Here is a 24,709-nt window from a genome sequence, read left to right on the forward strand (position 1 = left end):
ACACCCCTACTGTGACTGAACGGCAAGCAGCCCAGACTTGCAGTCCGGATCTTGAAATGGATAGTCTCAGTATATGGACGAAACCAGCAGTGGAGTGGGTGTACTCGACAAGGCAGCGGCCGTGTTGAGCGCCCTGGAACACCAGCCCCTCACGTTGGCTGGCCTTGTGACTGCGACAGGTCTCGCGCGCCCCACTGCGCACCGCCTCGCCGTGGCGCTCGAATTCCACCGCTTCGTTGGCCGCGACTTGCAGGGACGCTTCGTGCTCGGCCCTCGGCTGATGGAACTCGCCGACTCCGCAGGCGAAGACCCCCTGCTCTCCACCGCTGGCCCGATCCTCACCCGACTGCGCGACATTACGGGAGAATCGGCGCAGCTGTTCCGACGCCAGGGCGACGTGCGAGTGTGCGTGGCCGCTGTCGAGCGCCCCCAGGGTCTGCGCGACACCGTGCCGCTCGGCGCCCAGCTCTCCATGAAGGCTGGGTCTGCCGCTCAGGTGTTGCTGGCGTGGGAAAACCCAGAGAGCATTCAGTCGCTACTCGAGGGTGCGAGCTTCACCCAGTCAATGCTGCACACCGTCCGACGTCGCGGCTGGGCCCAGTCGGTGGCTGAGCGAGAGCCAGGGGTGGCGAGCGTCTCTGCCCCGGTGCTGGCCCCGTCGGGAAAAATCATTGCCGCGGCCTCGTGTTCCGGGCCAATCGAGCGCCTGTCCCGCTACCCTGGCCGACTCCACGGAGCCGCAGTCATGGCTGCCGCCGAGCGGCTGAGCGAGGTACTGAAGCGTTCCGGCAATACCGACTGAACTAGAGAATGCACAACGCCTAGCCAGGTGAAACTGACTAGGCGTTGCACTTGTAGCCCCGACGGGATTTGAACCCGCGCTACCGCCTTGAGAGGGCGGCGTGCTGGACCGCTACACAACGGGGCCGAAGCAGGTGGAGAATCGCTTCTCCGCAGGGGTACCAGGACTCGAACCTGGACTAACTGAACCAGAATCAGTCGGGCTGCCAATTACCCCATACCCCTAGGTTGATGATGCGTTGGCACGTCGACAGACTCTACACGACGAAATCACCGCGTTGCAACATCATGGGGTGCGCGTGGCTAGGCGCATGTGCCGAGCAATCCAGCCAGCGACGAGCGCGAACAGCACGAAGGTCAGCATGTCCCATCCGGTCTTGGCCCAGGTGATCTCCCGCACCGCGCGAATCTCGGCGACGCTGCTGGTGAAAATGGCGTATCCGAACGCCCCTAGATTGTTCACGACGTGCGCCGCAATGCCCGCTTCTAAGCCGCCCGTCCACAGCACGAGCACCCCAGACACCAACCCGAAAGCCAGCCGGTGTGTGAACAGCGCCGGATTCTGCAGCCCGTGCATGAACGCGAAGATCAGCGACGAGGCAACCACACCAACCCACACCTTGCCCGTCATCGAACCGAACGCCTGCATCAGGTAGCCGCGGAAGAACACTTCCTCCGCGAGCGCTTGCAGCGGCGAGGACAACAGCACCACGAGCACGAACCAGCCCGCGTTCGACTGCCCTGAGTTGAACTGCGGCAAGCCTTGCCACCCAAACGACGCCCACAGCATGACGTTCAGCAGGACCACGGCGACGAGCACCGTCGCGAGCAAGTACCGCCACCGCATGCCGGGCTGCACGGAGAACGTCCATTTCGCCGCTCGGCCATGCACGAACCGCGCCACCGCCAGTGCCACGAGCGTGAGCGAGGCCAGGGCGAGATGCCCGGCGAGCAGCCCTTCGGGGATCTCGTATGCGCGCGCCCACTTGGAATAGGTCGGGAAATCCTGCACACCACGCGCCCGCGCACCGACGAAGAGCACCACCTGCTGCACGACTGGGAGCAACACCACATAGCTACAAAAGGCCAACAGGATGCCCATCATCGCCCGGAACGGCTCGGCAGGCTGCAGCGCGAGCGCATAAGGCACGTCGGACGGCGGATCCTCCGGTGCCCCACGATGCAGCAGCGTCGGAGGCTGACTGGAGTGGCTCATTCGTCGGCGACGGGGTTGCTCAACGTGCCGAGCCCGTCGATGGTGATGCTGACTTCGTCCCCGGCGTGTATATCGCCGACTCCTGCCGGAGTGCCGGTGAGGATGAGGTCACCAGGCAGCATGGTGATCGACTTCGTGAGCTCGACGACAATGTCGGTGATGCTGCGCATCATGTCGCGCGTGTTGCCGTCTTGGCGAATTTCGTCACCAACGACGGTCTGGATGCTGAGCTGCGACGCCTCCTCAATACTGAGATGCGTGTTGATCCACGGGCCGAGCGGCAGGAACGTGTCGGCACCCTTGGCTCGCCACCATTGATTGTCGCTCCGTTGCCAGTCGCGGGCGGTCACATCGTTGGCGATGGTGTAGCCGAAGATGACATCCTTCACGCGCTCCGCGGGCACCTCCTTACAGAACCGGCCAATGACAATCGCGAGCTCACCCTCGTAGCTCATCTCGGCGCAGCCGGCAGGCTTGATGATGCTCTCGCCCGGGCCGATCACCGTCGTGTTTGGCTTGAAGAATGCCAAGAGCTCCGACGGTGCCTCGCCGCCCATTTCCTGCACGTGATCGGCGTAGTTCTTCCCGATGCCGATGATCTTGCTGCGCGGAATCACCGGTGACAGCAGACGCACATCCTCGAGGTGAAACCGCTCCCCCGTGTAGTTCACGGGCACCCCGGCCAGCGGGTCGGCGGTGAGTGAGGCGATCGTGTCGGGGTGGTCGCCGTCGTCGACCGCCAGCTCGATGATGCCGTAAGTGGGTTCCATACCGTCGCGGGTGAATCGTGCAATACGCATGCGTTCAGCCTATCGTCCCGGCATGCACCGCCACAGCCACCAGAAACTGCTCGGCCAGGCGCCGCCCGACGAGCGCCACCTGCGCATCCACGGCCTCCATTTCGCGCCGGATCGCCGCGCCGTCGCCGCCATGCCCGTTCGTCCACAGTTCCATACGCTCAGGCGACACCTCGGGATGAAACTGCACACCGACAGCCGAGCCGATGCGCATCGCCTGCACCTCACAGCGCGCCGACGACGCAAGCAACGAGGCGCCGTCGGGGATGCGTGTGACGGCGTCGTTGTGAGATTCTGCGACGATACTCGCGCCGGCACGTGCGAACTCGCCCACCAGCGGGTCCGACACTGTCTGCTCGCTCCAGACAACTTCCGCCGCGCCTTCTTCGTCGCGCCCGGCAGCAGGCGCCTGCACCTCGCCGCCGAACTCGTGGGCGAGGATCTGATGCCCGAGGCAGATACCGAGCGTGGGGACGTGCGCGTCCACGGCACGCCGCAGCATGTGCATCACCGCCGGCAACCAGGGCGATGTGGCGTCGTCGACGGCGCTCGCCGGCCCCCGAGCACGATGAGGCCGTCCGCGAGCTCGGTCAGGAACGCGTCGGGATGCTCCCACACGCGCCGGACGTCGAGCTGCGCGCCTGCACGAAGCCACGGTTCGAACCTGTCGAGCGGGCAGAGCACGTCGAGTTCCAGCACGGTGATGCGCGGCAGTGTGTGGAGGGAAGCATTGGGCATGCTCCGAACGGTAGACCATCGCTGGCGGGATCGCCCAGGTGGTGAAACGGCGTGGGCGGACGGCGCGTCGGTGGCTAGTGTGGCAGGCATGACGCGCAAGAACATCGCAGTGATTGGCGGGGATGGCATCGGCCCCGAGGTGACCACCGAAGCACTCAAGGTGCTGCACGCCGTAGCGCCTGACGCATTCAACTGCACGCACTACGACCTTGGCGCGGAGCGCTGGCAGCGCACCGGCGAGGTGCTTCCCGACTCCGTGCTCGACGAACTGCGCGGCGCAGACGCGATCGTGCTGGGCGCGGTGGGGGCGGCTCCCGGATCGAAGGCGATACCGTCGGGGCTTCTGGAACGCGGGTTGTTGCTGCGCCTGCGCTTCGCGTTCGACCACGCCGTGAACCTGCGCCCCTCCACCCTCTATCCGGGGGTGCCGACGCCGCTCGCACCCGAGGTGGTGGAAGGCAAACAGGTCGATTTCGTGGTGGTGCGCGAGGGCACCGAGGGCCTGTACTGCGGCAACGGCGGCGCGGTGCGCGTCGGAACGCCGCATGAAATCGCCACCGAAGTGAGCGTGAATACCGCCTACGGTGTGGAGCGCGTGGTGCGTGACGCGTACGAGCGGGCCAGCCGTCGTCGGGGGAAGCTGACGCTGCTCCACAAGCACAACGTGCTCGTCAACGCGGGCAAGCTCTGGAACCGTGTCGTCGCTGAGATCGGCGAGGAGTTCCCCGACGTCGAGACGAACTATCTGCACATCGACGCGGCCATGATCGCGTTGGTGAAGGATCCGGCGCAGTTCGACGTGATCGTCACCGACAACCTGTTCGGCGACATCGTTACCGACCTCGCGGCCGCCGTCACCGGTGGCATCGGGCTCGCCGCCAGCGCGAACATCAACCCGTCGCGCGAGTTCCCGAGCATGTTTGAGCCCGTCCACGGTTCGGCACCCGACATTGCAGGCCAGGGCATCGCCGACCCGACCGCGGCCATCTCCTCGATGGCACTGCTGCTCGATCACCTGGGGCTGCCCGAGCAAGCGGCGCGCGTGCAGGCCGCCGTCGCAGAAGATATCAGCGAACGCGGAGCAGGCCCGGTGCGCACCACCGAGGTCGGCGACCGCATCGCAGGAAGGATCGCATGAAACCCGTCGCAGTCATCACCGGAGCCTCGCGCGGCATCGGCGCAGCCATCGCCCGCGAACTCGTACGCACGCACCACACTTTCGTCGGCGGCACCAACCCCGAGAGCGTGCAGAAGGTCGTCGACGAGTTGGGCGACGCCTCGCCGTTCGTCGCCGACCTCAACGACGACGCCGCACTCGCCGCGGCTGCAGAGCAGGTGGAGCGCTGCGACGTGCTCATCCACAGCGCCGGCATCGAAGCATCCAAGCCCATCGCGGAGACCACGCGCGACGACTTCCGGCAGATCTTCGAGATCAACCTATTCGCCGTCGCCCAGCTCACCACGCTGCTGCTGCCCAAGCTGCGAGAAGCCTGTGGCCACGTATTCACCATCAACTCAGGCATGGGCATACGCTCCCGAGCGAACGGCGCACTCTACAGCGGCTCGAAGTTCGCGCTGCGCGCCTTCACCGACGCGCTGCGCGAGGAGGAACGCGGCACCATTCGCGTAACCTCGATCCACCCCGGACGCGTCGACACCGACATGCAGCGCGCCATGCAGGAGCGCGACGGCAACCCGTACGAGCAGGGCAACTACATTCGCCCGGGCGCCATCGCTGATCTCGTCCGACTCGCCGTCGACGCGACGCCCGAGGCAATGATCGAATATCTCGAGGTTCGCCCGGTCGCCACGTCGTAGCCGGCCAGGGGCGGCTGGCTACTCGGTTTCGCCTGCCACGACGTCGGCTTTCCCAACGCGCTGCTTCAACACGTCCAGCAGGTCGATGCCGGTGGTGTTTTTCACCAGTTCGACAGTCTGCAACATGTTGTCGTTGACCGTCTTAGGCAGCGCGGAGGCACCGTCGGTGGATACGACGGTGAGCTTGTCGATGGAGCTGAGTGGCGCGGCCACCTTCTCCGCCACCTGCGGCAACACCTCGATGAGCATCTGCAGCACGGCTGCCTCGTTGTAGTGCGCGAAGGCTTCGGCACGCTTGTCCATGGCTTCGGCTTCCGCGGTACCGACGGCGGCAACCGCAGCCGCCTTCGCCTCACCCTCGGCGCGCACAGCTTCGGCCTCCGCGATACGCCGAGCCTTCTCAGCCTCACCGCGCTTCGCACCCTCGAATGCCTCGGCCGTCGCGAGCGCCTGGCGACGAGACTGCTCGCCCTCACCGGAGAGGCGCTGACGCTCGGCGTCGGCCTCGGCGTCAGCGATCGACGCGGCCTTGCGCGCCTCCGCTTCGTAGATGGACGCCTGACGCCTCGCCTGCGCCTCCGTCTCAATCTCGTAACGCTTCGCGTCGGCAGGCTTGCGCACCTCGGTGTCGAGCTGGCGTTCCTTCAGCGCAGCCTGCCGCACAGCCACCTTCTCCTGCTCGGTGAGAATGGCCTGGTCACGGTCGGCTTGAGCCAGCGGGCCGGATGCCGCGGCCTGCGCCTTCGCGGCGTCCGTCTCGGCCTGGATCTCGGCTTCCTTCAGCACCAGGGCGCGCTCGGAGATGGCGATTTCCTGCGACGCGGCAATGCGCGCCTGCTCCGCCTCACGGCGAGCGTCGGCTTCGGCGATGGCAGCCAGCTGGCCAACCCTCGCGGATTCGGGGCGCCCGAGGTCGGAGAGGTAGGTGCCGTCGTCGGTGATGTCCTGAATCTGGAAGGTGTCGAGCACCAGGCCCTGACCCGTGAGCGACGCCTCAGATTCGTCGGCAACCCGCTGCGCGAAGGCGGCGCGGTCACGGATGATCTGCTCGACGGTGAGCGAACCCACGATGGAGCGCAGCGAACCTGCGAGGGTTTCCTGCGTGAACGTCTCGATTTCTTCCTGCTGCATGAGGAAGCGCTGCGCTGCGGCACGGATGGAGTCTTCATTGCCGCCAACCTTGACGATCGCGACGCCGTCGACGTTGAGCTTGATGCCCTGCCCGGACACGGCGTTGCGGATGGTCACCATGATGCGCCGCGAGGAGAGGTCCAGCACGTGCAGGCGCTGCACAAACGGGATGACGAACACGCCGCCACCCATGATAACTTTCTGGCCGGACAGGTCGGTGGAGACCAAACCAGTCTCAGGGTTCGTGACCGCTTTACCCTTCTGACCAGTAATGATGTAGGCCTCGTTGGGACGAGATACCTTGTAGCGGCTCGCGATGAGCCAGAGGATGAGCACGACGAGCAGCACTGCGCCGCCAATACCCAAGACGATCGGTGGAAGTTCGTGCATAGTGTTTCCTTAACCAGGGTCAGGGCCGGAGCCGATGGATTGTGGCGGTGGTAGTTCTTCAATCGAGGTGACTTCGACAGCCGTGGGCGACAGGACACTCGAAATCCAGACCTCGGTACCCGCGGGGATCGCCGTATCGGCCCGAGCAGAACGCTTACGCGAACCTCCGGTGCCGAAGATGCGCACCTCGCCGTAGCCTGACTCCGGGATGTCCGTGATGACACGCCCGGTGGCACCGACGAGAGAATCCGAGCGGAACGTGGCGGCATTCTCCCCTCGCTTCAACACACGGGTGAGCGCCGTCGCACCCCACGCCGCCAATACTCCAGCAACGATGCCAACGACGACCGCGATGGCCGTGACGTCCACGATGCTGAGAGAGATCACTCCCCCAAACCCGAAGGCACCCAGAAAAGCCGCGAGGCTGGGAACGGAAAAGAGGTCGCTGCCCAGGAAATCAAGGTCAAAGACCCCTTCGATGATCTCACCGAAGAGCAGCGACGCCGCAACGATGACCAAACCGACGATGCCAATCGTCAAGAAAACCACCATGCAGCGTCCCCTTCTTCATCACCACTATACCGACGACATGGCTCACCCAGATGCGTGCGGCAGGTTGCCGATGCGCCACCGACTGCTGGGAAGCTCGGAGTTCGGCCCTACGGCAACCTTTGCGGGGCTCACCGAGTGCGCGCAGGGGATGTGCAACAAGTCCGGGCTGATGGCCGGATCCACTCCCCGCAGCATTACTGAGCGTCCGCTGTCAGGGACGCGACCCACGCGTCCAGCTCGTCGCGCCGGGGCGCGGAATCCGCACTGCCCACACGCGTCACCGAACACGCCGCGGCCACGTTTGCGCGCGCAGCGGCCTCGCGGAGCGGCATTCCCTGCGCGAGCAGCGCCGCGAGGTTGCCGGTAAAAGTGTCACCAGCGCCGACGGTGTTCACGGCCTTCACCTTGAGCGACGGGACCGTCTGGGTACCCTCGTCGTCGACGACGAGCGCCCCCTCCTCACCGAGCGTGACGATGAGGTCCAGGTTCATCTTCGCGTGCACAGCCTGCGCCACCTCGTCGATGCTGCACTGCGTGCTGATGCCGATCGATTCGGCCAACTGCGCGAGCTCGCTCTCATTCGGCAGCAGGAGGTCGACGTGTTCGAGCAGCCCGACGGGAATCTCGCGGAAGGGCGCGGGGTTGAGGATCACCGTCTTGCCCGCCTCGTGCGCGATCTGCGCGGCGGCCTGGTTCGCATCCTCCGGAACCTCCAGCTGCATCACGACCACGCGCGCAGCGCGAATCTGCTCCGCCTGCTGCTGCACCTGCTCAGCGTGGAGCTCAAGGTTCGAGCGCGGAATGATGACAATGCAGTTTTGCCCCTCGTCGTCCACCATCGGCAAGCCGACGCCGGTGCCCACCTCGTCGTCGACACTCACCCCGGACGCGTCAACCCCCTCGCGCTCCAGCCAGGTGCGGAACTCCTCGCCGTAGGCATCGTCGCCGACTCGTCCGACCATCGCCACCGACACACCCGCGCGCGCCGCCGCGATGGCCTGGTTGAAGCCCTTGCCACCGGGGGTCATCGTGAACGACGAACCGGTGATGGTCTCCCCTGGCCTGGGGAACCGTGGGGTGCGGGCGATGAGGTCCATCATGAAGGACCCCACGATGCAAACGTCGCTCATCCCTTGCTCCCGGGGACGAGATCGTCGGCATCTAGCGCCTGGCCGAGTGAACCGCCGACGTGGTGCACCGCGAAGTCGTCACTGGTGAAGCCGCTGTGGGTCATGAGAGCAGCGGCGAGCGCGTCGCCGACCGCGAGTGTTGCCGTCGTGGATGCGGTGGGAGCGAGATTCAGCGGGTCGGCTTCCGTGTCCATGGCCAGCTTGATGGTGATCTGCGCACCCTGAACCAGCGGCGAGGATTCGTCGCGGGTGATGGCCACGACGGGAATGTTGCGGTGGTTCAGCACCTGCACGAAGCGCACGACTTCCGCGGTCTTGCCGGAGTTGGAAATGGCGATGACCACGTCGTCCTCCGTCACCATGCCTGCGTCACCGTGCAGCGCCTCCGTGCTGTGCACGAAGAACGACGGGGTGCCGGTGCTCGCGAAGGTGGCGGCCATCTTCGACGCGATGTGCCCCGACTTGCCGATGCCTGTCACGATGAGTCTGCCGCGCATACCGACGATGAGTTCGAGCAGCTGCGGCAGCACCGCGTTGAGGGGCTCGATCTGGCGCTGCAATGTGGCGATCTCAATCTCGATGGCGCGCTGGGCGGCAGCGATGGCGTCGCCGAACGAACCGGCGTCTGCGCTCGTGACTGGTGCTGACATGTGATACCTCTTCCGTTCGCGTCGGGTTCTCGAAGGCTGATCGATGCATGCCGAGAACTCACTCACTGCAATGATGGCAGAAATCGATTACAGCTACAAGGTTGAGGCCAATTTATCCCCACACTTGGGGGGCCGGTGTGTCGATAATCACGGTGTTTGCACCGTGGCCACCCGACGCCATCCGGCTTTGCAGCAACAACCACGCTTCGCGCGCTAACTCGCCTACGGGTAGCGGCGTGATCTGCACTTGACCCGACATTGACGTCGCAAACGGCAACTCGCCAATGACGCCAACAATGGTGTCGGAGTCCCTTCTTGTAGCGAGTTCCCTCAACACCCCAACCCCGGCCAGGTTATTCGTCGCGAGAATGGCGTCTGGTGGGTTGGGAAGGTCGAGCAGCTGCGCCGCGGCGTGGCGTCCACCTTCGACGCGGAAATCGGCGTGGATGAGCAAGTCATCGTCGGCGACGAACCCGCGTTCGCCGAGCGCGTCGCGCCACCCTTCGGCACGCTTCTCCGCCGTGGAGAGCCTCGACGGGCCAGTCACGCACGCGATGCGTGTGCAGCCTGCATCGGCGAGGTGCTTCGTCGCTACTGCTCCAAGTTCTCGGTTGCTGAACCGCACCGACGGATACTCCCCCGGCAGTTCGCGGTCCACGGCGACGACAGCCATGCCGCGCTCCACCAAGGGCCGCAGGTCGGTTGTGTCAGACGCGGGGAAGACGATCACCCCCGCCATCTGTGAGTCGATAGCCACTTGGAGATACCGCGCTTCTTTGGTTGGATCCTCATCAGAATTGCACAGCACGATGGAGAGCCCCTGCTCGTGGGCTTTGTCTTCTACCGTCCTGGCAAAGGTGGTGAAGAACGGGTTTTCGATGTCCGCGACGACGAGGCCCACCACGTCCGACGTGCGTCGACGCAGCGTCCGGGCGGCGCGGTTTGGGGCGTATCCGAGCTTGTCAACGGCGCTTCGCACTGCTGCTTGAGCCTCAGGCCGCACGTTCGCCCCGTTCAGCACCCGCGAGACCGTCGCCACCGACACACCCGCTTCCTGCGCGACGTCGATCATCCGCACCATGGGATCACACCCTCGTTCATCTCGTCGTTCACGAGCCAGTGTGTCACGAAAGCGGGAAGCACCGCGGAATACACGAGACGGTATAACCCAATATCCACACGGGTTTGCGAAATCGGCCCAAAATGAGCTGTTTCGACAAACGCGTGTGGATATCGGGTTAGTGAGAGCCAGTCATGGCTCTCGACGACACTTAGCGTCCGGCTTCGCCTTCGCTGTAGTCGTCGGAGACCTTCGACCAGGAGTACAGCTTGCGCAGCTCGCGACCTACAGACTCAATCTGCTGGCCCTGGCCCTCCTCGCGGAGCTTCTTGAACTCCGGCGCGCCGGCGTCCTGGTCATCGATGAAACGCTTCGCGAACGCGCCCGACTGGATATCCGCCAGCACGGCCTTCATGTTCTCGCGCACATGATCGTCGATCACGCGCGGGCCGGAAACGTAGTCGCCGTACTCCGCGGTGTCGGATATCGACCAGCGCTGCTTCGTGATGCCTCCCTCGATCATGAGGTCGACGATCATCTTGAGCTCGTGGAGGCACTCGAAGTAGGCGATTTCGGGCTGGTACCCCGCTTCGACGAGCGTCTCGAATCCGGCCTGCACCAGCGCCGACGCGCCGCCGCACAGCACGGCTTGCTCGCCGAAGAGGTCAGTCTCGGTCTCCTCAGTAAAGGTGGTCTTGATACCACCGGCTCGCAGTGCGCCGATGGCCTTGGCGTAGGAGAGCGCGAGTGGCCAAGCGTTGCCCGACTCATCCTTCTCGACGGCGATGATGGCAGGAACGCCGCGTCCGTCCACGTACTCACGACGCACGATGTGACCGGGGCCCTTCGGGGCCACCATGCACACGTCCACGCCGGCCGGGGGCTGAATGTAGCCATAGCGGATGTTGAAGCCGTGTGCGAAGAACAGCGCGTCGCCCTCCGCGAGGTGCGGGGCGATCTCTTCCGCGTAGAGGGTGCGCTGCACCTGGTCGGGAGCGAGCACCATGATGAGATCGGCTTCCTCAACGGCCTCAGCGACGGGGAGCACGCGCAGCCCCTCGGCTTCCGCCTTCGCCGCAGACTTCGACCCCTCGCGCAGACCAACGCGCACGTCCACGCCAGAATCGCGCAAGCTCAGCGCGTGCGCGTGACCCTGCGAACCGTAGCCGATGACGGCCACGTGGCGGCCCTGGATCACCGAGAGGTCAGCGTCGTCGTCGTAAAACATCTCTGCCATGTGTGTTTCCTAACTTATTTGTGGGACTTGATGGACATGGCCTTAGCGCCGCGCCCCAGCGCGACGTGGCCGGATTGGGCAAGCTCTTGGATGCCGTGCGGTGCCAGCATATTGAGCAGGGCCTCAAGCTTCTCTGTACTGCCTGTGGCCTCGATCGTGATCGAGTCGTTGGACACGTCCACGGCCTTGCCACGGAAGAGGCCCACGACGTCGATGATCTGGCTGCGGCTGGTCACATCCGCCTTCACCTTCACCAGGATCATCTGCCTGCGCACGGCGTTGGATTCGAGTTCGAGCACCTTACGCACCTCAATCAGTTTGTTGAGCTGCTTCACGATCTGCTCGAGCGCGGCCTCATCGTCGACATTCGCGACGACCGTCATGCGCGAAATTCCTTCGCGCTCGGTCTCGCCGACGGCGAGAGACTCAATATTGAACCCCCGACGGGAAAACAGCGCGGCGATGCGAGTCAAGACGCCCGGGCGGTCTGACACCAGGATGCTCAGCGTGTGCGTGTTCACAGGATCTCTTCTTCCCATTCGGGCGCCATGTCACGCGCCACTTTAATTTCATCATTGCTGACACCTGCGGGCACCATCGGCCACACCATGGCGTCCTTCTCGACGACAAACTCCACCACGACGGGGCGGTCGTTAATCTCCATCGCCTTGCTGATCGCGTCCTCCATCTCTTCCTCGTTGGTGGCGCGAAACGCTGCGCACCCCATCGCTTCGGCCAGCATCGGGAAGTTGGGCCAGTTTTCGGTGAGCAGGTCGGTATTCGAATAGCGGCCCTCATAGAATAGGCTTTGCCATTGCCGCACCATGCCGAGCACGTTGTTGTTCATGACGGCGATCTTCACTGGAATCTGGTTGACCGCACAGGTGACGAGTTCCTGATTCGTCATCTGGAAGCAGCCGTCGCCGTCGATACCCCATACCGTGCGGTCGGGATTGGCAACCTTGGCGCCCATCGCGGCGGGGACACAGAAGCCCATCGTGCCAGCACCACCGGAGTTCAAGAAGGAGTTCGGCCTCTCATGGGGCAGGAAGTGCGCAGACCACATCTGGTGCTGCCCTACACCCGTGACGAAAATCGTGTCGTCCGGTGCTCGCTGCCCGAGTCGTTGAATCACTTCCTGCGGCGAGAGCTTGCCGTCGGCGGGTTCGTCCCAGCGAGGCTGGTAGCGCTCCTTCATGCCGCGCAGGAGCGCCACCCAAGCCGAAGTGTCCGGGGCTTTGTGGGAGCGTAGCTGTTCGATGAGGCTTTGCAGGGTGAGCTTCACGTCGCCGACGATAGGCACGTCGACGGGAACGTTCTTGCCGACCTCCGCGGGATCGATGTCGGCGTGGATGACCTTCGCTTCCGGTGCGAAGCTGGACACGAGCCCGGTGACGCGATCGTCGAACCGGGTGCCGAGCGCGACGAGGAGGTCGGCCTTCTGCAGTGCCCCCACCGCTGCGACCGTGCCGTGCATGCCCGGCATACCCATGTGGAGATCATGGCTGTCGGGAAATACGCCGCGGGCCATGAGCGTCGTGACAACCGGAATGTTGGTCATCTCCGCAAGCTGGGCCAGCTCTTCATGGGCCCTGGCGGCCATCACACCGCCCCCGACGTAGAGCACCGGGCGTTTGGAAGCGGAGATCAGCCTCGCCGCTGCCTGGATCTGCCGACCGTGCGGGGTGACCGTCGGCTTATAGCCGGGAAGATCCATCTCTTCTGGCCAGCGGAACTCCCCCACGTTGGCCAGCGCGTCCTTGGCGATGTCGACGAGCACGGGTCCCTTACGCCCGGTACTCGCGATGTGGAATGCCTCCTTGATAGCCAGCGGGATGTCTTCCGTGCGCTTCACGAGGAAGCTGTGTTTCGTGATTGGCATCGTGATGCCACGGATGTCGGCTTCCTGGAAGGCGTCGGTGCCAATCGCGGCCGAGTTCACCTGCCCAGTGATTGCGACGAGCGGCGTCGAATCCATGTAGGCGTTGGCGATGGGGGTGACGAGATTCGTCGCGCCGGGCCCCGACGTCGCGATACACACGCCCACCTCACCTGAGGTCATGGCGTAGCCCTCCGCGGCATGTCCGGCACCCTGCTCATGGCGGGTGAGGATGTGGCGAATCGAGGAATCCATGAGCGGGTCATAGGCGGGAAGAATGGCTCCCCCAGGAATACCGAACGCCACCTTTACGCCCACGCGCTCCAGCGACTCGACAAGCGCCTGCGCACCCGTGAGCAGTTCACCGTCCTGCTTGGCCATGGGATTCCCTTCTATCTTGTGTCACCTAATAAAAAACCCCCGAGGCCAAGTGGCACACGAGGGAGCGCTTCGAGAGTTTCAGGCGAAGCGCTTCTAGATAATTACGAGGTGACGAATGGTCATGCGGCAACTCTCGCGCATGACCACCACCAGCGTCAACTACGTCTCAGGATGTGGACCATTTGCCGACGAGTTCCCCGCTGTCGCCGCCGTCAACGATGCGGCGATGGGTGTCGTCGACCGATTCTGTCACCTCGCCACGCATCGCGGGGATACCCGGGTTATCCGCGTACCGCGGAATGACGTGGATGTGGGTGTGGAATACCTCCTGACCTGCATCGGCGCCCGCGTTGGATAGCACGTTGACCGCTGTCGCGCCCAAACGATGCTTCAGCAATGTGCCGACGTGAGCCACCGTCGGGGCGATCTCGGCGAGCACCGCGTCGTCTTCGAGCACGTCGGTACTGTGCCGACGAGGCACCACCAACGTGTGCCCCACTTGCCAGGGTGCGATGTCTAGGAACGCGACGGCGTGCTCGTCAGCATGGATGAGCTTCGACGAGATCTCTCCGGCGATGATCTTGCAAAATAGGCAATCCATGCTGCCATCCTATAGCCGGACGGTGGTGCGATCAGCGAACTTCGAAGCCCGCCGAACGTAGGCCATCTTTCACATCAGCGATTCGCAGCGTGCCGAAGTGGAACACGCTTGCGGCGAGCACGGCGTCGGCTCCGGCGCGGACTGCGTCGACGAAATGCTCGACGGTTCCGGCTCCTCCGGATGCGATGAGCGGGCAGGTGACAACGTCGCGCACCGCCTGGATCATCTCGAGGTCGAAGCCGTCTTTCGTGCCGTCGGCATCCATCGAGTTGAGCAGGATCTCTCCGACACCGCGACGTGCCGCGTCGCGCGCCCAGACGAGGAGATCGATGCCTGCGGAGGTGCGGCCGCCGTGGGTGGTGACGCCGAATCCCGACGGCATGTCGGGATCTCGTCGGGCATCGAGTGAAAGGATGAGCACTTGTCTGCCGAAACGCTCTCGGATTTCGTCGATCACAGCGGGTCGGGCGAGTGCGCCGGTGTTGATGCCCACCTTGTCGGCTCCGCAACGCAGGAGCAGGTCAACGTCATTCACCGATCGGACGCCACCGCCGACGCCCAGCGGGATGAAGACGTTCTCCGCACAGCGCTGCACGACGTCGCGGGTGGTGCTGCGTTCTTCAGCGGAAGCGGAGACGTCAAGGAAGATGAGCTCGTCAGCACCCTCGTCGTTGTATTTTTCAGCGAGCTCGACGGGGTCGCCCGCGTCTCGCAAGTTCATGAAGTTCACACCTTTGACTACACGCCCGCCATCAACGTCGAGGCAAGGAATCACGCGTACGGAAACACCCATAGAGAACAACGTACCTCCCCCGCGCGCAAGGTAGTGCGGCTGTCGTCATCGCGAGACGAGATTTCGATGCGCCCGCTACGCGGGCTACTCAATCATCGGCGAGGATCAGGTGCCGGGGTTTCGATACGCGAGCTCCGCTCGCTACTCAACCACCGGGGGTGGCCGACACCCGACCGTCGAGTAGCGGCAAAGCCGCGTATCGAGACGCATTATCGATTGCGAGGCTTCTTAGAGAGACGTTTGATCTCTTCCCAATCACCATCAATAAGAGCCTGCCGCTTCGCGTGGCTCCAGCCCTGCACGCGTTTCTCCATCGCGAACGCATCCGCGACACACTCAAACTCTGCTGCGTACACCATCGCCACCGGAAGCCTCCTGCGAGTGTACGTCGCGCCCTGGCCTGCAGCGTGCGTGGCCAGTCGCGTGTGCAGATCCCTTGTGCTTCCCACGTAGAACGTTCCGTCATTGCATCGCAGCATGTATATCCAAGCCATACCCCCACGCTTGGCACCTCGGTACTCGATATTCCCATCTGAGGTGGAGGTTGTGGATAAGTGTCTGGTGATTTCGATACGCGCCCTTCGGGCGCTACTCAATCACCGGGCGCGCTGCTACTCAATGACCGGGGCAGCCAACACCCGACCGTCGAGTAGGGCCGAAGGCCCGTATCGAGACGCAGCGACGGGATTTCGATACGCCCGCTACGCGGGCTACTCAATCACCGGTTGAAACGGCAGTCAGTCGTCGCCCATGTCGGCGGCGATGACGCCGCGGCGCATCTGGTCGATGGCTAGGCGGGCGGTGCGGCGGAGGTCGCCGGGGCCGGCGGCCTGTGCTACCTGGCCGCAGAGGTCGATCACCTGTCGCACCCAGCGCACAAAGTCACCTGGTGCAAGCGAGGAGTTGCGAAGCACCTTCGCCAATTCCTGGCCGCTCGCCCAGCGCCACACCGCCGACGCGAATCCAATGTCGAGGTCGCGAGCGCGGTCGCGACGATGGCGTCGCTCGATAATGCCTACTTCACGCCATAGATTCCTGAGCTCACTTTGGGTGCGCTCGCTGACCGCATCGGGCATGCGGGGGTGATCTGCGTCACGGCCCGGACGCGACTCGTACACCAGCGAACTCAGTACGGCCGCGAGTTGCGCCGGGTCCAGCTCGTTCAGCAACCCCCGACGAATCGCCTCGGCGGCGACGAGATCCAGCTCGTTGTAGATGCGTCGCAACATCTGCCCTGCCTCGGTGAGTTCCTCATTCTCGAGGTACCCGAGCTCCGTCAACACATCACAGACGTGATCGAACTGCACGCCCAGCGAGTTCGCGCGCCCCAACATGGACGCCTCCACGCGTTGTGACTCGCGCTCCAGACGCAGAATCTTCGCCGCAGCAACAGCGTGAATCTCCCGGTCCTCACAGGCGTGACACGGATGCGTCCGAATCGCCTTGCGCAATCGCTGAATTTCCGCCGCGTGCGACTCGTCGGTGGGCACATCCTCCACGCCGGGCGGATCCAGTTCTTCCGTCTTAGCAGCGAGCGCAGCGATCAACGCCCGCCTGTCCGAGCGCTCCTTCAACCGAAAATGCTTCGGCACCCGAATGCGCCCGTACGCGCTCACCGGACCCGCGAAATTGTGCACCTCGAGCTTCAGCACCGTGTGATCCACAGAAATCGTCTGCACCCACGGCTGGGCGCCCTTGGCCGGCTTCCTCCCAGTGCGCAACGCCACACTCCAGCCCTGCTTGGGTACCCAAATCACGTCGCCCGGCAGCAGGCTCGCAATCGAATCGGCGGTCTGCGCCTGCCGCTCCGCCCGACGATGCTTCGCCGAACTGGCCTCAAGCCGCGACACATCGTCGCGCAACTGCGCATACTCCATGAAGTCGCCCAGGTGGCACTGCACGGTCTCCCGCAGCTCGCTGAGATCGATCTTCCGACGCCGGTCCTGACGCGCTGCCTGCACCACCGTCTTGTCCGTGAGGAACTGCGAGAAGGACTGATCCAGCATCTCCCGCGCCCGCTCGCGCCCCATCGTCGCAATGAGGTTCACCGCCATGTTGTAGCTGGGCGCGAAACTCGACTTCAACGGATATGTGCGCCTCGACGCGAGCCCCGCCACCGCGCGAGGGTCCATGCCGGGTTGCCAGCACACGACGGCGTGCCCCTCCGTGTCGATGCCGCGCCTGCCCGCACGTCCCGTCAGCTGGGTATACTCCCCCGCCGTGATGTCGACGTGCGCCTCGCCGTTGTACTTCGACAGCTTCTCCAGCACGACGGTGCGCGCCGGCATGTTGATACCCAGCGCGAGGGTCTCCGTCGCAAACACGATCTTGAGCGCGCCGGTTTGAAAGCCCTCTTCGACGATCGCCTTGAACGCCGGAATCTGGCCGGCGTGGTGGGCGGCCACCCCGTGCGTGAACGCCAGTCGAAAGTCCTCATAACCAAGCGCGTCGAGATCAGTCATCGATAATGCTGCGGCGTGCTTGTCAGCAATCGCCCCCAGCATGGCAGCTTCGTGTGGTTCGGTCAGCACCACGCCCGAGCGCAACACCTGCTGAACCGCGCTGTCGCAACCGGCCCGTGAGAAGATGAAATGGATGGCGGGCAACAGCTTCGCCGCCTGGAGCGCGCGGGCCACATCCACTCGGTTCGTGCGGGGCGTAGAGAACCGACGATGCACCTCACCGCCGAACTTTCCCCGGCGTGGTTTACCACGACCGCTGCGCCCACGCGGATTGCGCGCATCGTCGCGCACCCGCATCGACTCGTTCTTGCTCACCTTGAGCAACTCGCGGTTCACCTTCGCCGCCCGCTGCGACGGCGCCTCCTGCGCGGTGGGCGCCACGCCCTCGAACAAATCGACCAGCTTTCGCCCCACCAGCACATGTTGGTAGAGCGGCACAGGACGACGTTCGCTCACGACGGTGGCGAAACCGCCGCGCACTTCGTCGAGCCACGCACCGAAATCTTCGACGTTGCTCACCGTCGCAGACAGCGCCACGAGCTGCACGGACTCCGCCAGGCCAAGAATGACCTCTTCCCACGCTGCGCCGCGAAAGCGGTCGGCAAGGTAGTGCACCTCGTCCATCACCACATAGCCGAGGCCGCGCAGCGTCGGCGATGCGGCGTAGATCATGTTGCGCAGCACCTCGGTGGTCATCACCACGATCTGCGCCTCGGCATTCACCGATTGATCGCCCGTCAGCAGGCCCACTCGCTCGGGCCCGTACCGCGCCACGAGATCGTGGTACTTCTGGTTCGACAGCGCCTTGATCGGCGTGGTGTAGAAGCACTTCCGTGATTCCTCGACCGCCATGAAGACGGCGAACTCCCCCACCACCGTCTTCCCGGCGCCGGTTGGCGCGGCGACGAGCACGCCCTTGCCGTCGGCGAGCGCCTTGCAGCCCTCGATCTGGTAGTCGTCGAGCGGAAACGAGTAGCCTTGCGCGAATTCGTCGATGAGGTTCATGCGACGATCACCTTCAGCGCCCCAGGGTCGCACTCGATCACTGCTGGGACATCGCCCAGCTCCTCCCCGTCGCCCATCAAGAAGACGCCGTCGCCGTCGATGTCGACCCGCTTCGCCCGCACTAACTCAACCGCAGGGTGCTCCACGAACTTGCCCGAATACATGCTGGGCAGCATCCGCAGCAGCGTGCCACGCCCGACCGGGCTCACGAGGGTGAGGTCCAGGTACCCGTCGGTGGGATCTGCGACGGGGCTCATGCGCATGCCGCCGCCGATGATGCCGGTGTTGCACACCGCGACGAACATGCCCTCGAATTGGCGGGGCTCACCGTCGATCACCAGCCGGTACGTGAGCGGCTTGAACCCCATGAGTTCACGCATCGCGATTACGCCGTAACTGAGCGAACCGAAGCGCAACCGAATGTCGTTCGTCGCGCGGTTGACGCGCGCATCGTAACCGGAACTGATCGCCGCTCCGACGTAGCGCTCCCCCACGCTTTCGCTGCCCACCTTGGTGAGATCGAGGTGCTGGGTGCGGCCTGCAGCGATGGCTGCGAGTGCGTCGTCAATGCTCGTTATGCCGAGTGCCCGCGCGAAATCGTTGCCCGTGCCCGCAGGGATAATCGCGAGCGTCGCGTCGGTATGAGCACAGCCGTTCAGGCCGAGATGGGCCATGCCGTCGCCGCCCACCACCGCGACGGTGTCCCCCTCCCTCGCGCTCGCTGCGGCGGCACTGATGCGGGCTTCGGCGTCAACCCAACTCGTCGACGTGATTACCAGTACTTCCGCTGACGGCAGCGTCGCTCGAAGTCGCGCAAGGATCTTCGGCAGTTTTCGCCCAGCGCGGCCACCGCCCGAGCGGGGGTTGACGACGAGCGTGACGAGCTGTGGCTTAGCGAGTTCGTTCACTGCGCCTCGGGGGCCTCAACGTCAGGATTGAACTCTGCGTACGACGCCTCAGTGATGCCTCGGCGCTTATCGAGGATGCGGCAGATCAGCTCCGCGACGAAAAACAACAGCGTCATGGGAACGACGAGCGACAGCATAGAGAAGGGATCGACGGTGGGGGTCACCACCGCTGCGAAGATGGTGGATCCCAGCACCACCATCTTGCGGTATTTGCCGAGCTGGAAGCCGTGCACCACGCCACCGAGGTTCAGCATCACCAGGAGCACTGGCAGCATAAACGAGACCCCGAACACGAGCATGATCATCACCTGCTTCTGCAGGAAATCGACCATGTCGAGCAAGTTCTTGATCTCGAAGCCTTGCGGGGTGAAGCCCACCATGATGGCGACGCCGCGAGGCCAGACGAGGTAGCCCACCCAGCAGCCCAAGAGGAACAGCGGGGTGGCCGCTGCGACGAAGGTGAGGACGTACTTCTTTTCCTTCTTCAGCAGCGCCGGGGCGAAGAAGGCCCAAATTTGGTAGAGCCAGATGGGGCTTGTGAACACCAGCCCAGCAAGCAGGCAGGCTATCACCGCAAGGGTGAACGGCGACACCACGTTTTGTGCAGTGAGCACGATCTCCGCCGTGCCGTTTGTGTTCTCTTCTACCCATTGTTTGGCCTGGTTGAAGGGATTCGTCACAAATGGCACGAGGCGTTCATAGATGAACCCGCACCCGATCGCCCCGATCGCGATGGCGATGACGGAGACGGTGAGGCGATAGCGCAGCTCCCGGAGGTGGTCCATGAGCGACATGGTTCCTCCGGGGCCACCCTTGGGGGGTCGCAGCCACGCAAATCGGCGCGGCTTCGCCGTTGTGTCAGATGCCAAGGCCAGTCATTACCGTTCGGGGCGTTCGACAGGCTCGTCAACGACCTGCGCATCCGTGTGCGTCGACGTGTTCTTCGGCGCTTCGACCGACTTCTGTTCGTCGTCCGTGGTGACCTCTTCCTTGAATTCGCGGATCGAGCGTCCGACGCCCTTACCGACACCAGCCAGGCGCGAACCACCGAAGAGCACAAGCACCACGATCAAGATGATGATGGCTTCGGGCCAGCCGATAAACAGTGGGATGGGCATAGTTACCGCCTTTCATTACTTGGGACAGTGTAGTCGCGTTTGCTCGAGACAACCTCGTCGAGGATGTCTTGGAGCCTGGTTACTCGTTCAGCTAGCAGCTCGGATTCTCCGCCAAAGCGATGCAGCTTCGGTTTCAATCGTGACGCGTAGCTGACAAGCACAATCAGCCCGGCGACACCCATCACCGCGAGAATCAGCGCAGACCAGATCATGGGAATCAACGGTAGTACCCCAGCGCCTCGCGTGCCATCTCCCGCGCCAGTTGGGTGACGCGTTCGTCGGAAACGCCCACGACGGCGTCTCCCAGCCTCAGCAGCAGTCGTGCCGCCCAGTCGAGTGAGACGAGCGGGAACGTGATGCGCCACAGCTCGCCCACCTGCTCGCATGCGGTCGTCGGGTGATAATCGGCGCACCATCTGCCCGCCTGCGTGACCGTGAGGGTGAGCTCGGTGTGTGCATCACTGAACCAGGTGGCAAGCTCGTCGGGCACCGCGCGCGGAGTGACGGGCTCGTCGAGCAGATCCACACCGACGATGCGGTCCAGGCGGTAGGAACGCCACGCCCCACGCGTGCGGCTCCAGGCATCAAGGTAGGCGTAACCGCGGTCGGTGCGCAGCCGCATCGGCTCCACCGTGGCTTCGCGCACCTCGCCCTTGCCTTCCCTGCGGTAGCTGAGCAGGCAAACTACCCCCGTCGACACGGCCTCGTGCAGCGCTGCACGGACGTGCTCGTCACCGGCATCGACGTCGATCTCAACGCTCGCCGGCGCGTCCTTCGACAGGGCTTCGAGCTTCGTAAGCGCCGACCTCGCGCCAGCGTCCTCGCCGCCCAGCTCCAGCACCATGCGCAGCGCGACGATGAGGCTCGCCGCCTGAGCTCCAGTGAGGCGCATAGGACGCCCGAGCGCGTCCAGGTTAGTGGCGAAGATGTGCCCATCTTCTCGTGCGCCGCCGAGATCCACCTCGAACAGGTCACCGTAGAAGCCGCCTGGCAGCCCGACGAACTGCAAAATCGAGAGGTCGGTGAGCACGCGCTGCTCCGTGATGCCGAACTCGTCGGCCACCTCCTCGACGCTCACTCCAGGGTGAGCATTGAGGTACGGCACCAGGTGCACGAGGCGCTGCAACTCATTCATGCGTGCCTCCAGCTAGGGCCGTGAGCCGTTCGACGACGGCCTCACGCAGGTGGTCGGGCGCGAGCACGAACGCGTCGGGGCCGGCTGCGCACACCTCCGTGATGATCATGTCGTCGTTGAAGCCCCGCACCTCGCGGGAGACGAAACCGTCCGGCAACGGGTTCGGCCAGGTGGCTGGCGAGGAATCCGCGAGCAGCTCGGGCGCGTCGCGCACCGCGACCACGGCACTGGCCTGCGGGGACGTTGGCGCAAGGTACTCGGTGAGGTCGTCTGGTACCTGGAAGGCGCCGTCTGGTCCCACAGCGCGAGCAACACCGTCGATGCGGGAGAGCTTGAACCGTCTGGGCGCCTGCCGGTCGACGTCGAAGCCCAGCACCAGCCACAGGCCGCGACGTTGCGAGAGCTGCCAGGGCTGCACCCGTCGCGTACGCCCGCCGTACTGAAATTCGACGCAGCGCCTGGCCAGCTGCGCTTCGTAGATGACATCGAATGTGGGTTCTGTCGCGGGAATGTGCGCGCGTACGTTGGGCAGGCGGTCGAGATCGGGTGCGGCCCCTGCTGCGCGCAGCCGTTGGAGCGCCGTCGACGTGGCTTCCGCCCCGACGGAGGTCTGCCAGGCGTGCGCGGCAAGCCCGATGGCCACCAGCTCGTCGCGGGTGAACTCCACGTCGGGAAGCTCATACTCGAGGCGGTCGATGCGATATCCGTCTTCGTCCGTTGAGTCGGGATCGTTGCTGCCGGTGCGCAAGGGAATGCCGAGCGCGCGCAGCTCTGCTTTGTCGCGTTCGAAGGTGCGCTCAAAGCTCGCGGTGCGTGCGTAGCCCTCGACCATCTCCCGAATCTCTGATTTGGAAAGGAACCGCTTCGTCGTCAGCAGCGCGATGAGCAGGTTCATAATGCGCTCTGACTTCGCAGCCGACATCGCGCCCCTCCCTTCCGCAGCTTGGGCGACGTTGATTCCTTGCAGAAGCCTACCGGCACCCATCGCCGTCTCAGCCCAAGCGTGCGGCTACGGTGAAAAGATGCACGTAGATCGCTATGCTCCTTCTCCCACCTCCGACCTGCACCTCGGCAACCTCCGCACGGCGCTCGCCGGATGGCTGCTCGCCCGCACAGCGGGCGGCCGGTGGTTGATGCGTGTGGAAGATCTCGACGAGCCCCGCGTGCGCGCTGCTGGCGACGCGGAGCGCCGCAACCTTGACGACGTGCGTCGACTCGGGCTGGACTGGGACGGCGAGGTGATCCGCCAATCCGAACGCCATGATGACTACCGCGACGCCATCGCCTCACTCGGCGATCGCGTGTTCGAGTGCTTCTGCACCCGCCGCGAACTCGCCTCGGCAGCCTCCGCCCCCCACGGTGACGACGGGTTCCGCCCCTATCCCGGCACATGCCTACGCCTCACCGACCGTGAGCGCAAGGAGCGACGAGCTGAGCGCCGCCCAGCGCTCAGGGTTAGAGCCGATGGTGCAACCTGGCGGGTGCACGACCGCTTCGCAGGTGAGGTGGAGGCCACCGTCGATGACTTCGTGTTGGTCCGCGGCGACGGGCAGTTCGCGTACAACCTGGCGGCCGTCGTTGACGACATCGCCACCGGGGTGACGCACATCACTCGCGGCGACGACCTGCTGTCGTCGGCTCCACGCCAGGCGTGGCTCACGGCTCAACTCGGCGGCACACCCGCGAGCTACACTCACGTCAGCCTCGTGATGGGCACCGACGGGCACCGCCTCGCCAAACGCAAAGGGGGTATCACGCTGGACGAGGCAGGCGGGCCGAAGACGGTGTTCCCTTGGCTCGCGCGGTCACTCGGGCTTGGCCCCTGCAGAGATAGCGCAGAAGCCCTCTCCCGCATGCCTGCCGACTACGAGTTTTGGACGTCGAGAATATCGATCACGTAGACGAGAGTCTGGCCCGGCTCAAGAGCGGGCGCCGTCGTGCGGCCCTCAGGGTAGGCCAAAGCGGGCGGCACCACGAGCAGCACCCGAGAGCCCGCGGTGGCGCCGACGAGACCCTTCTTCCAGCCCTCGATGAGGCCTGAGAGGTTGCCTGTTTGCGGAGCCCAAGCGTCCTCGAATTGCTTGCCGTCCGCCCACTTCCAGGAGCGGTACTTCACCTGCACGACACTCTTCGCCGTGACTTCGGGGCCGGAGCCCTTAATCAAGGTGGCCTTCTTGAGTTCACCGGGCGCCTGGGCTTTGGTGTCGATCTTGGCGGTGGGCACGCCCTCAGCGTCGACGCTCACCGGCGGCATCCCCTCGACGGGGGGCTGCTCCTCACCGGTGGCCTTCTCGAAGTTGGCTGAGAGGATATCGACGACGAACAGCAGCGAGTCGCCAGGTTTGATCGAGCCGTCCGCGTTGCCCTCGGGGTACCCGTCAGAGCTAGGCATTCCGATGAGCACGCGCGACCCTACGGTCTGCCCGTCGAGCCCCTTCCTGAAGCCCGGCACCACTTGACCCAGCGCGAAGGTAAGCGGCGAACCAGACTCGTAGGACGAGTCGAAAACCTTGCCCGTCGACCCGTTCACACCGACGTAATTGACGGTGACCACCGAATCCTGCGTGAGTTTCTGTTTACCGTTCGAAGGTTTGAGCACCTTCGTCGTCGTTTCCTTGATGGCCCACGGCGACTTGAACTGGATTTCCGGCTTGTCGCCTTCGGTGACGATGATGCCCGACAAATCTGTGGATGGCTGCACGCTAACGCTCGGCTCCGCAGAAGGAGACTCTGACGGTGACTCAGCCGGAGAACTCGACTCCAGTGCAGTGGGCGACGCGGACGCCGATGCGCTCGGCTGAGCCGTCTCCGCATCGGTGCCCTCCGACGGGGAACACGAGGTGAGCAGTGCAATGGACGTCACCGCAGCTAGTGCGGTGGAGAAAGCCTTCGATAATGACACGCGCA

Annotated in this window: 27 protein-coding genes and 2 tRNA genes; 4 read left to right on the plus strand and 25 right to left on the minus strand. The window is 64.4% G+C overall.

Annotated features, from left to right (window positions below; genetic code table 11):
* The first annotated feature begins 73 nt into the window (after positions 1-73).
* A complete protein-coding gene (locus tag Q0X61_RS00910; RefSeq protein ID WP_297739418.1) occupies positions 74-802 on the plus strand; it encodes an IclR family transcriptional regulator in 729 nt (242 codons plus the stop codon).
* 53 nt (positions 803-855) lie between these two features.
* On the opposite strand, the gene Q0X61_RS00915 is transcribed toward Q0X61_RS00910, so the two are convergent.
* From Q0X61_RS00915 to Q0X61_RS00940, 6 genes are all read right to left on the minus strand, one after another.
* A tRNA-Glu gene (locus tag Q0X61_RS00915) sits at positions 856-928 on the minus strand.
* Positions 929-954: 26 nt separating this feature from the next.
* Positions 955-1,026: transfer RNA gene (locus Q0X61_RS00920), tRNA-Gln, on the minus strand.
* 61 nt (positions 1,027-1,087) lie between these two features.
* Positions 1,088-2,017 (minus strand): CPBP family intramembrane glutamic endopeptidase, encoded by a 930-nt coding sequence (locus Q0X61_RS00925; RefSeq protein ID WP_297739421.1) that lies wholly within the window; start codon positions 2,015-2,017, stop codon positions 1,088-1,090.
* Positions 2,014-2,817 carry a fumarylacetoacetate hydrolase family protein gene (locus Q0X61_RS00930; protein WP_297739423.1) on the minus strand — a complete coding sequence of 268 codons (804 nt, stop codon included), beginning with the start codon at positions 2,815-2,817 and terminating at the stop codon, positions 2,014-2,016. Before Q0X61_RS00930 ends, Q0X61_RS00925 begins: the two co-directional genes overlap by 4 nt.
* Before the next feature lie 4 nt (positions 2,818-2,821).
* Positions 2,822-3,316, minus strand: coding sequence for a type 1 glutamine amidotransferase (locus Q0X61_RS00935; RefSeq protein ID WP_297739427.1), 495 nt, complete (start codon positions 3,314-3,316; stop codon positions 2,822-2,824).
* 5 nt (positions 3,317-3,321) lie between these two features.
* Entirely contained in the window at positions 3,322-3,552 is a 231-nt protein-coding gene (locus Q0X61_RS00940; RefSeq protein ID WP_297739430.1) for a hypothetical protein, read from the minus strand.
* A gap of 88 nt (positions 3,553-3,640) precedes the next feature.
* Between Q0X61_RS00940 and Q0X61_RS00945 the strand changes: the two genes are divergently transcribed.
* Both Q0X61_RS00945 and Q0X61_RS00950 read left to right on the plus strand, forming a co-directional pair.
* A complete protein-coding gene (locus Q0X61_RS00945) occupies positions 3,641-4,690 on the plus strand; it encodes a 3-isopropylmalate dehydrogenase (RefSeq protein WP_297739543.1) in 1,050 nt (349 codons plus the stop codon).
* The gene (locus Q0X61_RS00950; protein ID WP_297739433.1) at positions 4,687-5,370 is read left to right on the plus strand and encodes an SDR family oxidoreductase; all 684 of its coding nucleotides are present in this window, start codon (positions 4,687-4,689) and stop codon (positions 5,368-5,370) included. The genes Q0X61_RS00945 and Q0X61_RS00950 overlap by 4 nt, the downstream gene beginning before the upstream one ends.
* A gap of 18 nt (positions 5,371-5,388) precedes the next feature.
* On the opposite strand, the gene Q0X61_RS00955 is transcribed toward Q0X61_RS00950, so the two are convergent.
* The 18 genes from Q0X61_RS00955 to Q0X61_RS01040 form a co-directional block, all read right to left on the minus strand.
* Positions 5,389-6,891: a flotillin family protein gene (locus Q0X61_RS00955; RefSeq protein WP_297739436.1), complete on the minus strand. Its 1,503-nt coding sequence runs from the start codon at positions 6,889-6,891 to the stop codon at positions 5,389-5,391.
* A gap of 9 nt (positions 6,892-6,900) precedes the next feature.
* Positions 6,901-7,443 (minus strand): NfeD family protein, encoded by a 543-nt coding sequence (locus Q0X61_RS00960; protein ID WP_297739439.1) that lies wholly within the window; start codon positions 7,441-7,443, stop codon positions 6,901-6,903.
* Between the two features lie 194 nt (positions 7,444-7,637).
* Complete coding sequence (rbsK, locus tag Q0X61_RS00965; RefSeq protein WP_297739442.1) at positions 7,638-8,573, minus strand: ribokinase; 936 nt, start codon at positions 8,571-8,573, stop codon at positions 7,638-7,640.
* Positions 8,570-9,223 (minus strand): SIS domain-containing protein, encoded by a 654-nt coding sequence (locus Q0X61_RS00970; RefSeq protein ID WP_297739445.1) that lies wholly within the window; start codon positions 9,221-9,223, stop codon positions 8,570-8,572. The genes rbsK and Q0X61_RS00970 overlap by 4 nt, the downstream gene beginning before the upstream one ends.
* Positions 9,224-9,335: 112 nt before the next feature.
* Complete coding sequence (locus tag Q0X61_RS00975) at positions 9,336-10,304, minus strand: LacI family DNA-binding transcriptional regulator (RefSeq protein WP_297739449.1); 969 nt, start codon at positions 10,302-10,304, stop codon at positions 9,336-9,338.
* A gap of 190 nt (positions 10,305-10,494) precedes the next feature.
* A complete protein-coding gene (ilvC, locus tag Q0X61_RS00980) occupies positions 10,495-11,520 on the minus strand; it encodes a ketol-acid reductoisomerase (protein ID WP_297739451.1) in 1,026 nt (341 codons plus the stop codon).
* A 14-nt stretch (positions 11,521-11,534) separates the two neighbouring features.
* Positions 11,535-12,041, minus strand: a complete 507-nt coding sequence (ilvN, locus tag Q0X61_RS00985; RefSeq protein WP_297739454.1) for an acetolactate synthase small subunit — start codon at positions 12,039-12,041, stop codon at positions 11,535-11,537.
* Positions 12,038-13,780: an acetolactate synthase large subunit gene (locus Q0X61_RS00990; protein WP_297739457.1), complete on the minus strand. Its 1,743-nt coding sequence runs from the start codon at positions 13,778-13,780 to the stop codon at positions 12,038-12,040. Before Q0X61_RS00990 ends, ilvN begins: the two co-directional genes overlap by 4 nt.
* 166 nt (positions 13,781-13,946) lie before the next feature.
* Positions 13,947-14,381 carry an HIT family protein gene (locus Q0X61_RS00995; protein WP_297739459.1) on the minus strand — a complete coding sequence of 145 codons (435 nt, stop codon included), beginning with the start codon at positions 14,379-14,381 and terminating at the stop codon, positions 13,947-13,949.
* 31 nt (positions 14,382-14,412) lie between these two features.
* On the minus strand, positions 14,413-15,174 hold the full coding sequence (gene hisF / locus Q0X61_RS01000) for an imidazole glycerol phosphate synthase subunit HisF (RefSeq protein WP_297739462.1): 762 nt from the start codon (positions 15,172-15,174) through the stop codon (positions 14,413-14,415).
* A 209-nt stretch (positions 15,175-15,383) separates the two neighbouring features.
* Positions 15,384-15,668, minus strand: a complete 285-nt coding sequence (locus Q0X61_RS01005) for a GIY-YIG nuclease family protein (protein ID WP_367270688.1) — start codon at positions 15,666-15,668, stop codon at positions 15,384-15,386.
* A gap of 243 nt (positions 15,669-15,911) precedes the next feature.
* Complete coding sequence (locus tag Q0X61_RS01010) at positions 15,912-18,641, minus strand: RNA helicase (protein ID WP_297739465.1); 2,730 nt, start codon at positions 18,639-18,641, stop codon at positions 15,912-15,914.
* Positions 18,638-19,549 carry a diacylglycerol kinase family protein gene (locus Q0X61_RS01015; protein ID WP_297739467.1) on the minus strand — a complete coding sequence of 304 codons (912 nt, stop codon included), beginning with the start codon at positions 19,547-19,549 and terminating at the stop codon, positions 18,638-18,640. Before Q0X61_RS01015 ends, Q0X61_RS01010 begins: the two co-directional genes overlap by 4 nt.
* Entirely contained in the window at positions 19,546-20,343 is a 798-nt protein-coding gene (tatC, locus tag Q0X61_RS01020) for a twin-arginine translocase subunit TatC (protein WP_297739469.1), read from the minus strand. The genes Q0X61_RS01015 and tatC overlap by 4 nt, the downstream gene beginning before the upstream one ends.
* Positions 20,344-20,427: 84 nt before the next feature.
* A complete protein-coding gene (tatA, locus tag Q0X61_RS01025) occupies positions 20,428-20,667 on the minus strand; it encodes a twin-arginine translocase TatA/TatE family subunit (protein ID WP_297739471.1) in 240 nt (79 codons plus the stop codon).
* Between the two features lie 2 nt (positions 20,668-20,669).
* The gene (locus tag Q0X61_RS01030; protein ID WP_297739473.1) at positions 20,670-20,879 is read right to left on the minus strand and encodes a hypothetical protein; all 210 of its coding nucleotides are present in this window, start codon (positions 20,877-20,879) and stop codon (positions 20,670-20,672) included.
* A gap of 5 nt (positions 20,880-20,884) precedes the next feature.
* Positions 20,885-21,802 carry a YafY family protein gene (locus Q0X61_RS01035; RefSeq protein ID WP_297739475.1) on the minus strand — a complete coding sequence of 306 codons (918 nt, stop codon included), beginning with the start codon at positions 21,800-21,802 and terminating at the stop codon, positions 20,885-20,887.
* Entirely contained in the window at positions 21,795-22,724 is a 930-nt protein-coding gene (locus tag Q0X61_RS01040) for a YafY family protein (RefSeq protein WP_297739477.1), read from the minus strand. Before Q0X61_RS01040 ends, Q0X61_RS01035 begins: the two co-directional genes overlap by 8 nt.
* Positions 22,725-22,824: 100 nt before the next feature.
* Here Q0X61_RS01040 and gluQRS point away from each other — a divergent pair, with 100 nt between their 5' ends.
* Complete coding sequence (gene gluQRS / locus Q0X61_RS01045) at positions 22,825-23,703, plus strand: tRNA glutamyl-Q(34) synthetase GluQRS (RefSeq protein ID WP_297739479.1); 879 nt, start codon at positions 22,825-22,827, stop codon at positions 23,701-23,703.
* On the opposite strand, the gene Q0X61_RS01050 is transcribed toward gluQRS, so the two are convergent.
* Positions 23,667-24,704 (minus strand): FKBP-type peptidyl-prolyl cis-trans isomerase, encoded by a 1,038-nt coding sequence (locus Q0X61_RS01050; protein WP_297739481.1) that lies wholly within the window; start codon positions 24,702-24,704, stop codon positions 23,667-23,669. The two genes, gluQRS and Q0X61_RS01050, sit on opposite strands and share 37 nt — an antisense overlap.
* Positions 24,705-24,709 lie beyond the last annotated feature (5 nt).

This window comes from uncultured Tessaracoccus sp. (assembly GCF_947255005.1).
GTDB lineage: Bacteria > Actinomycetota > Actinomycetes > Propionibacteriales > Propionibacteriaceae > Arachnia.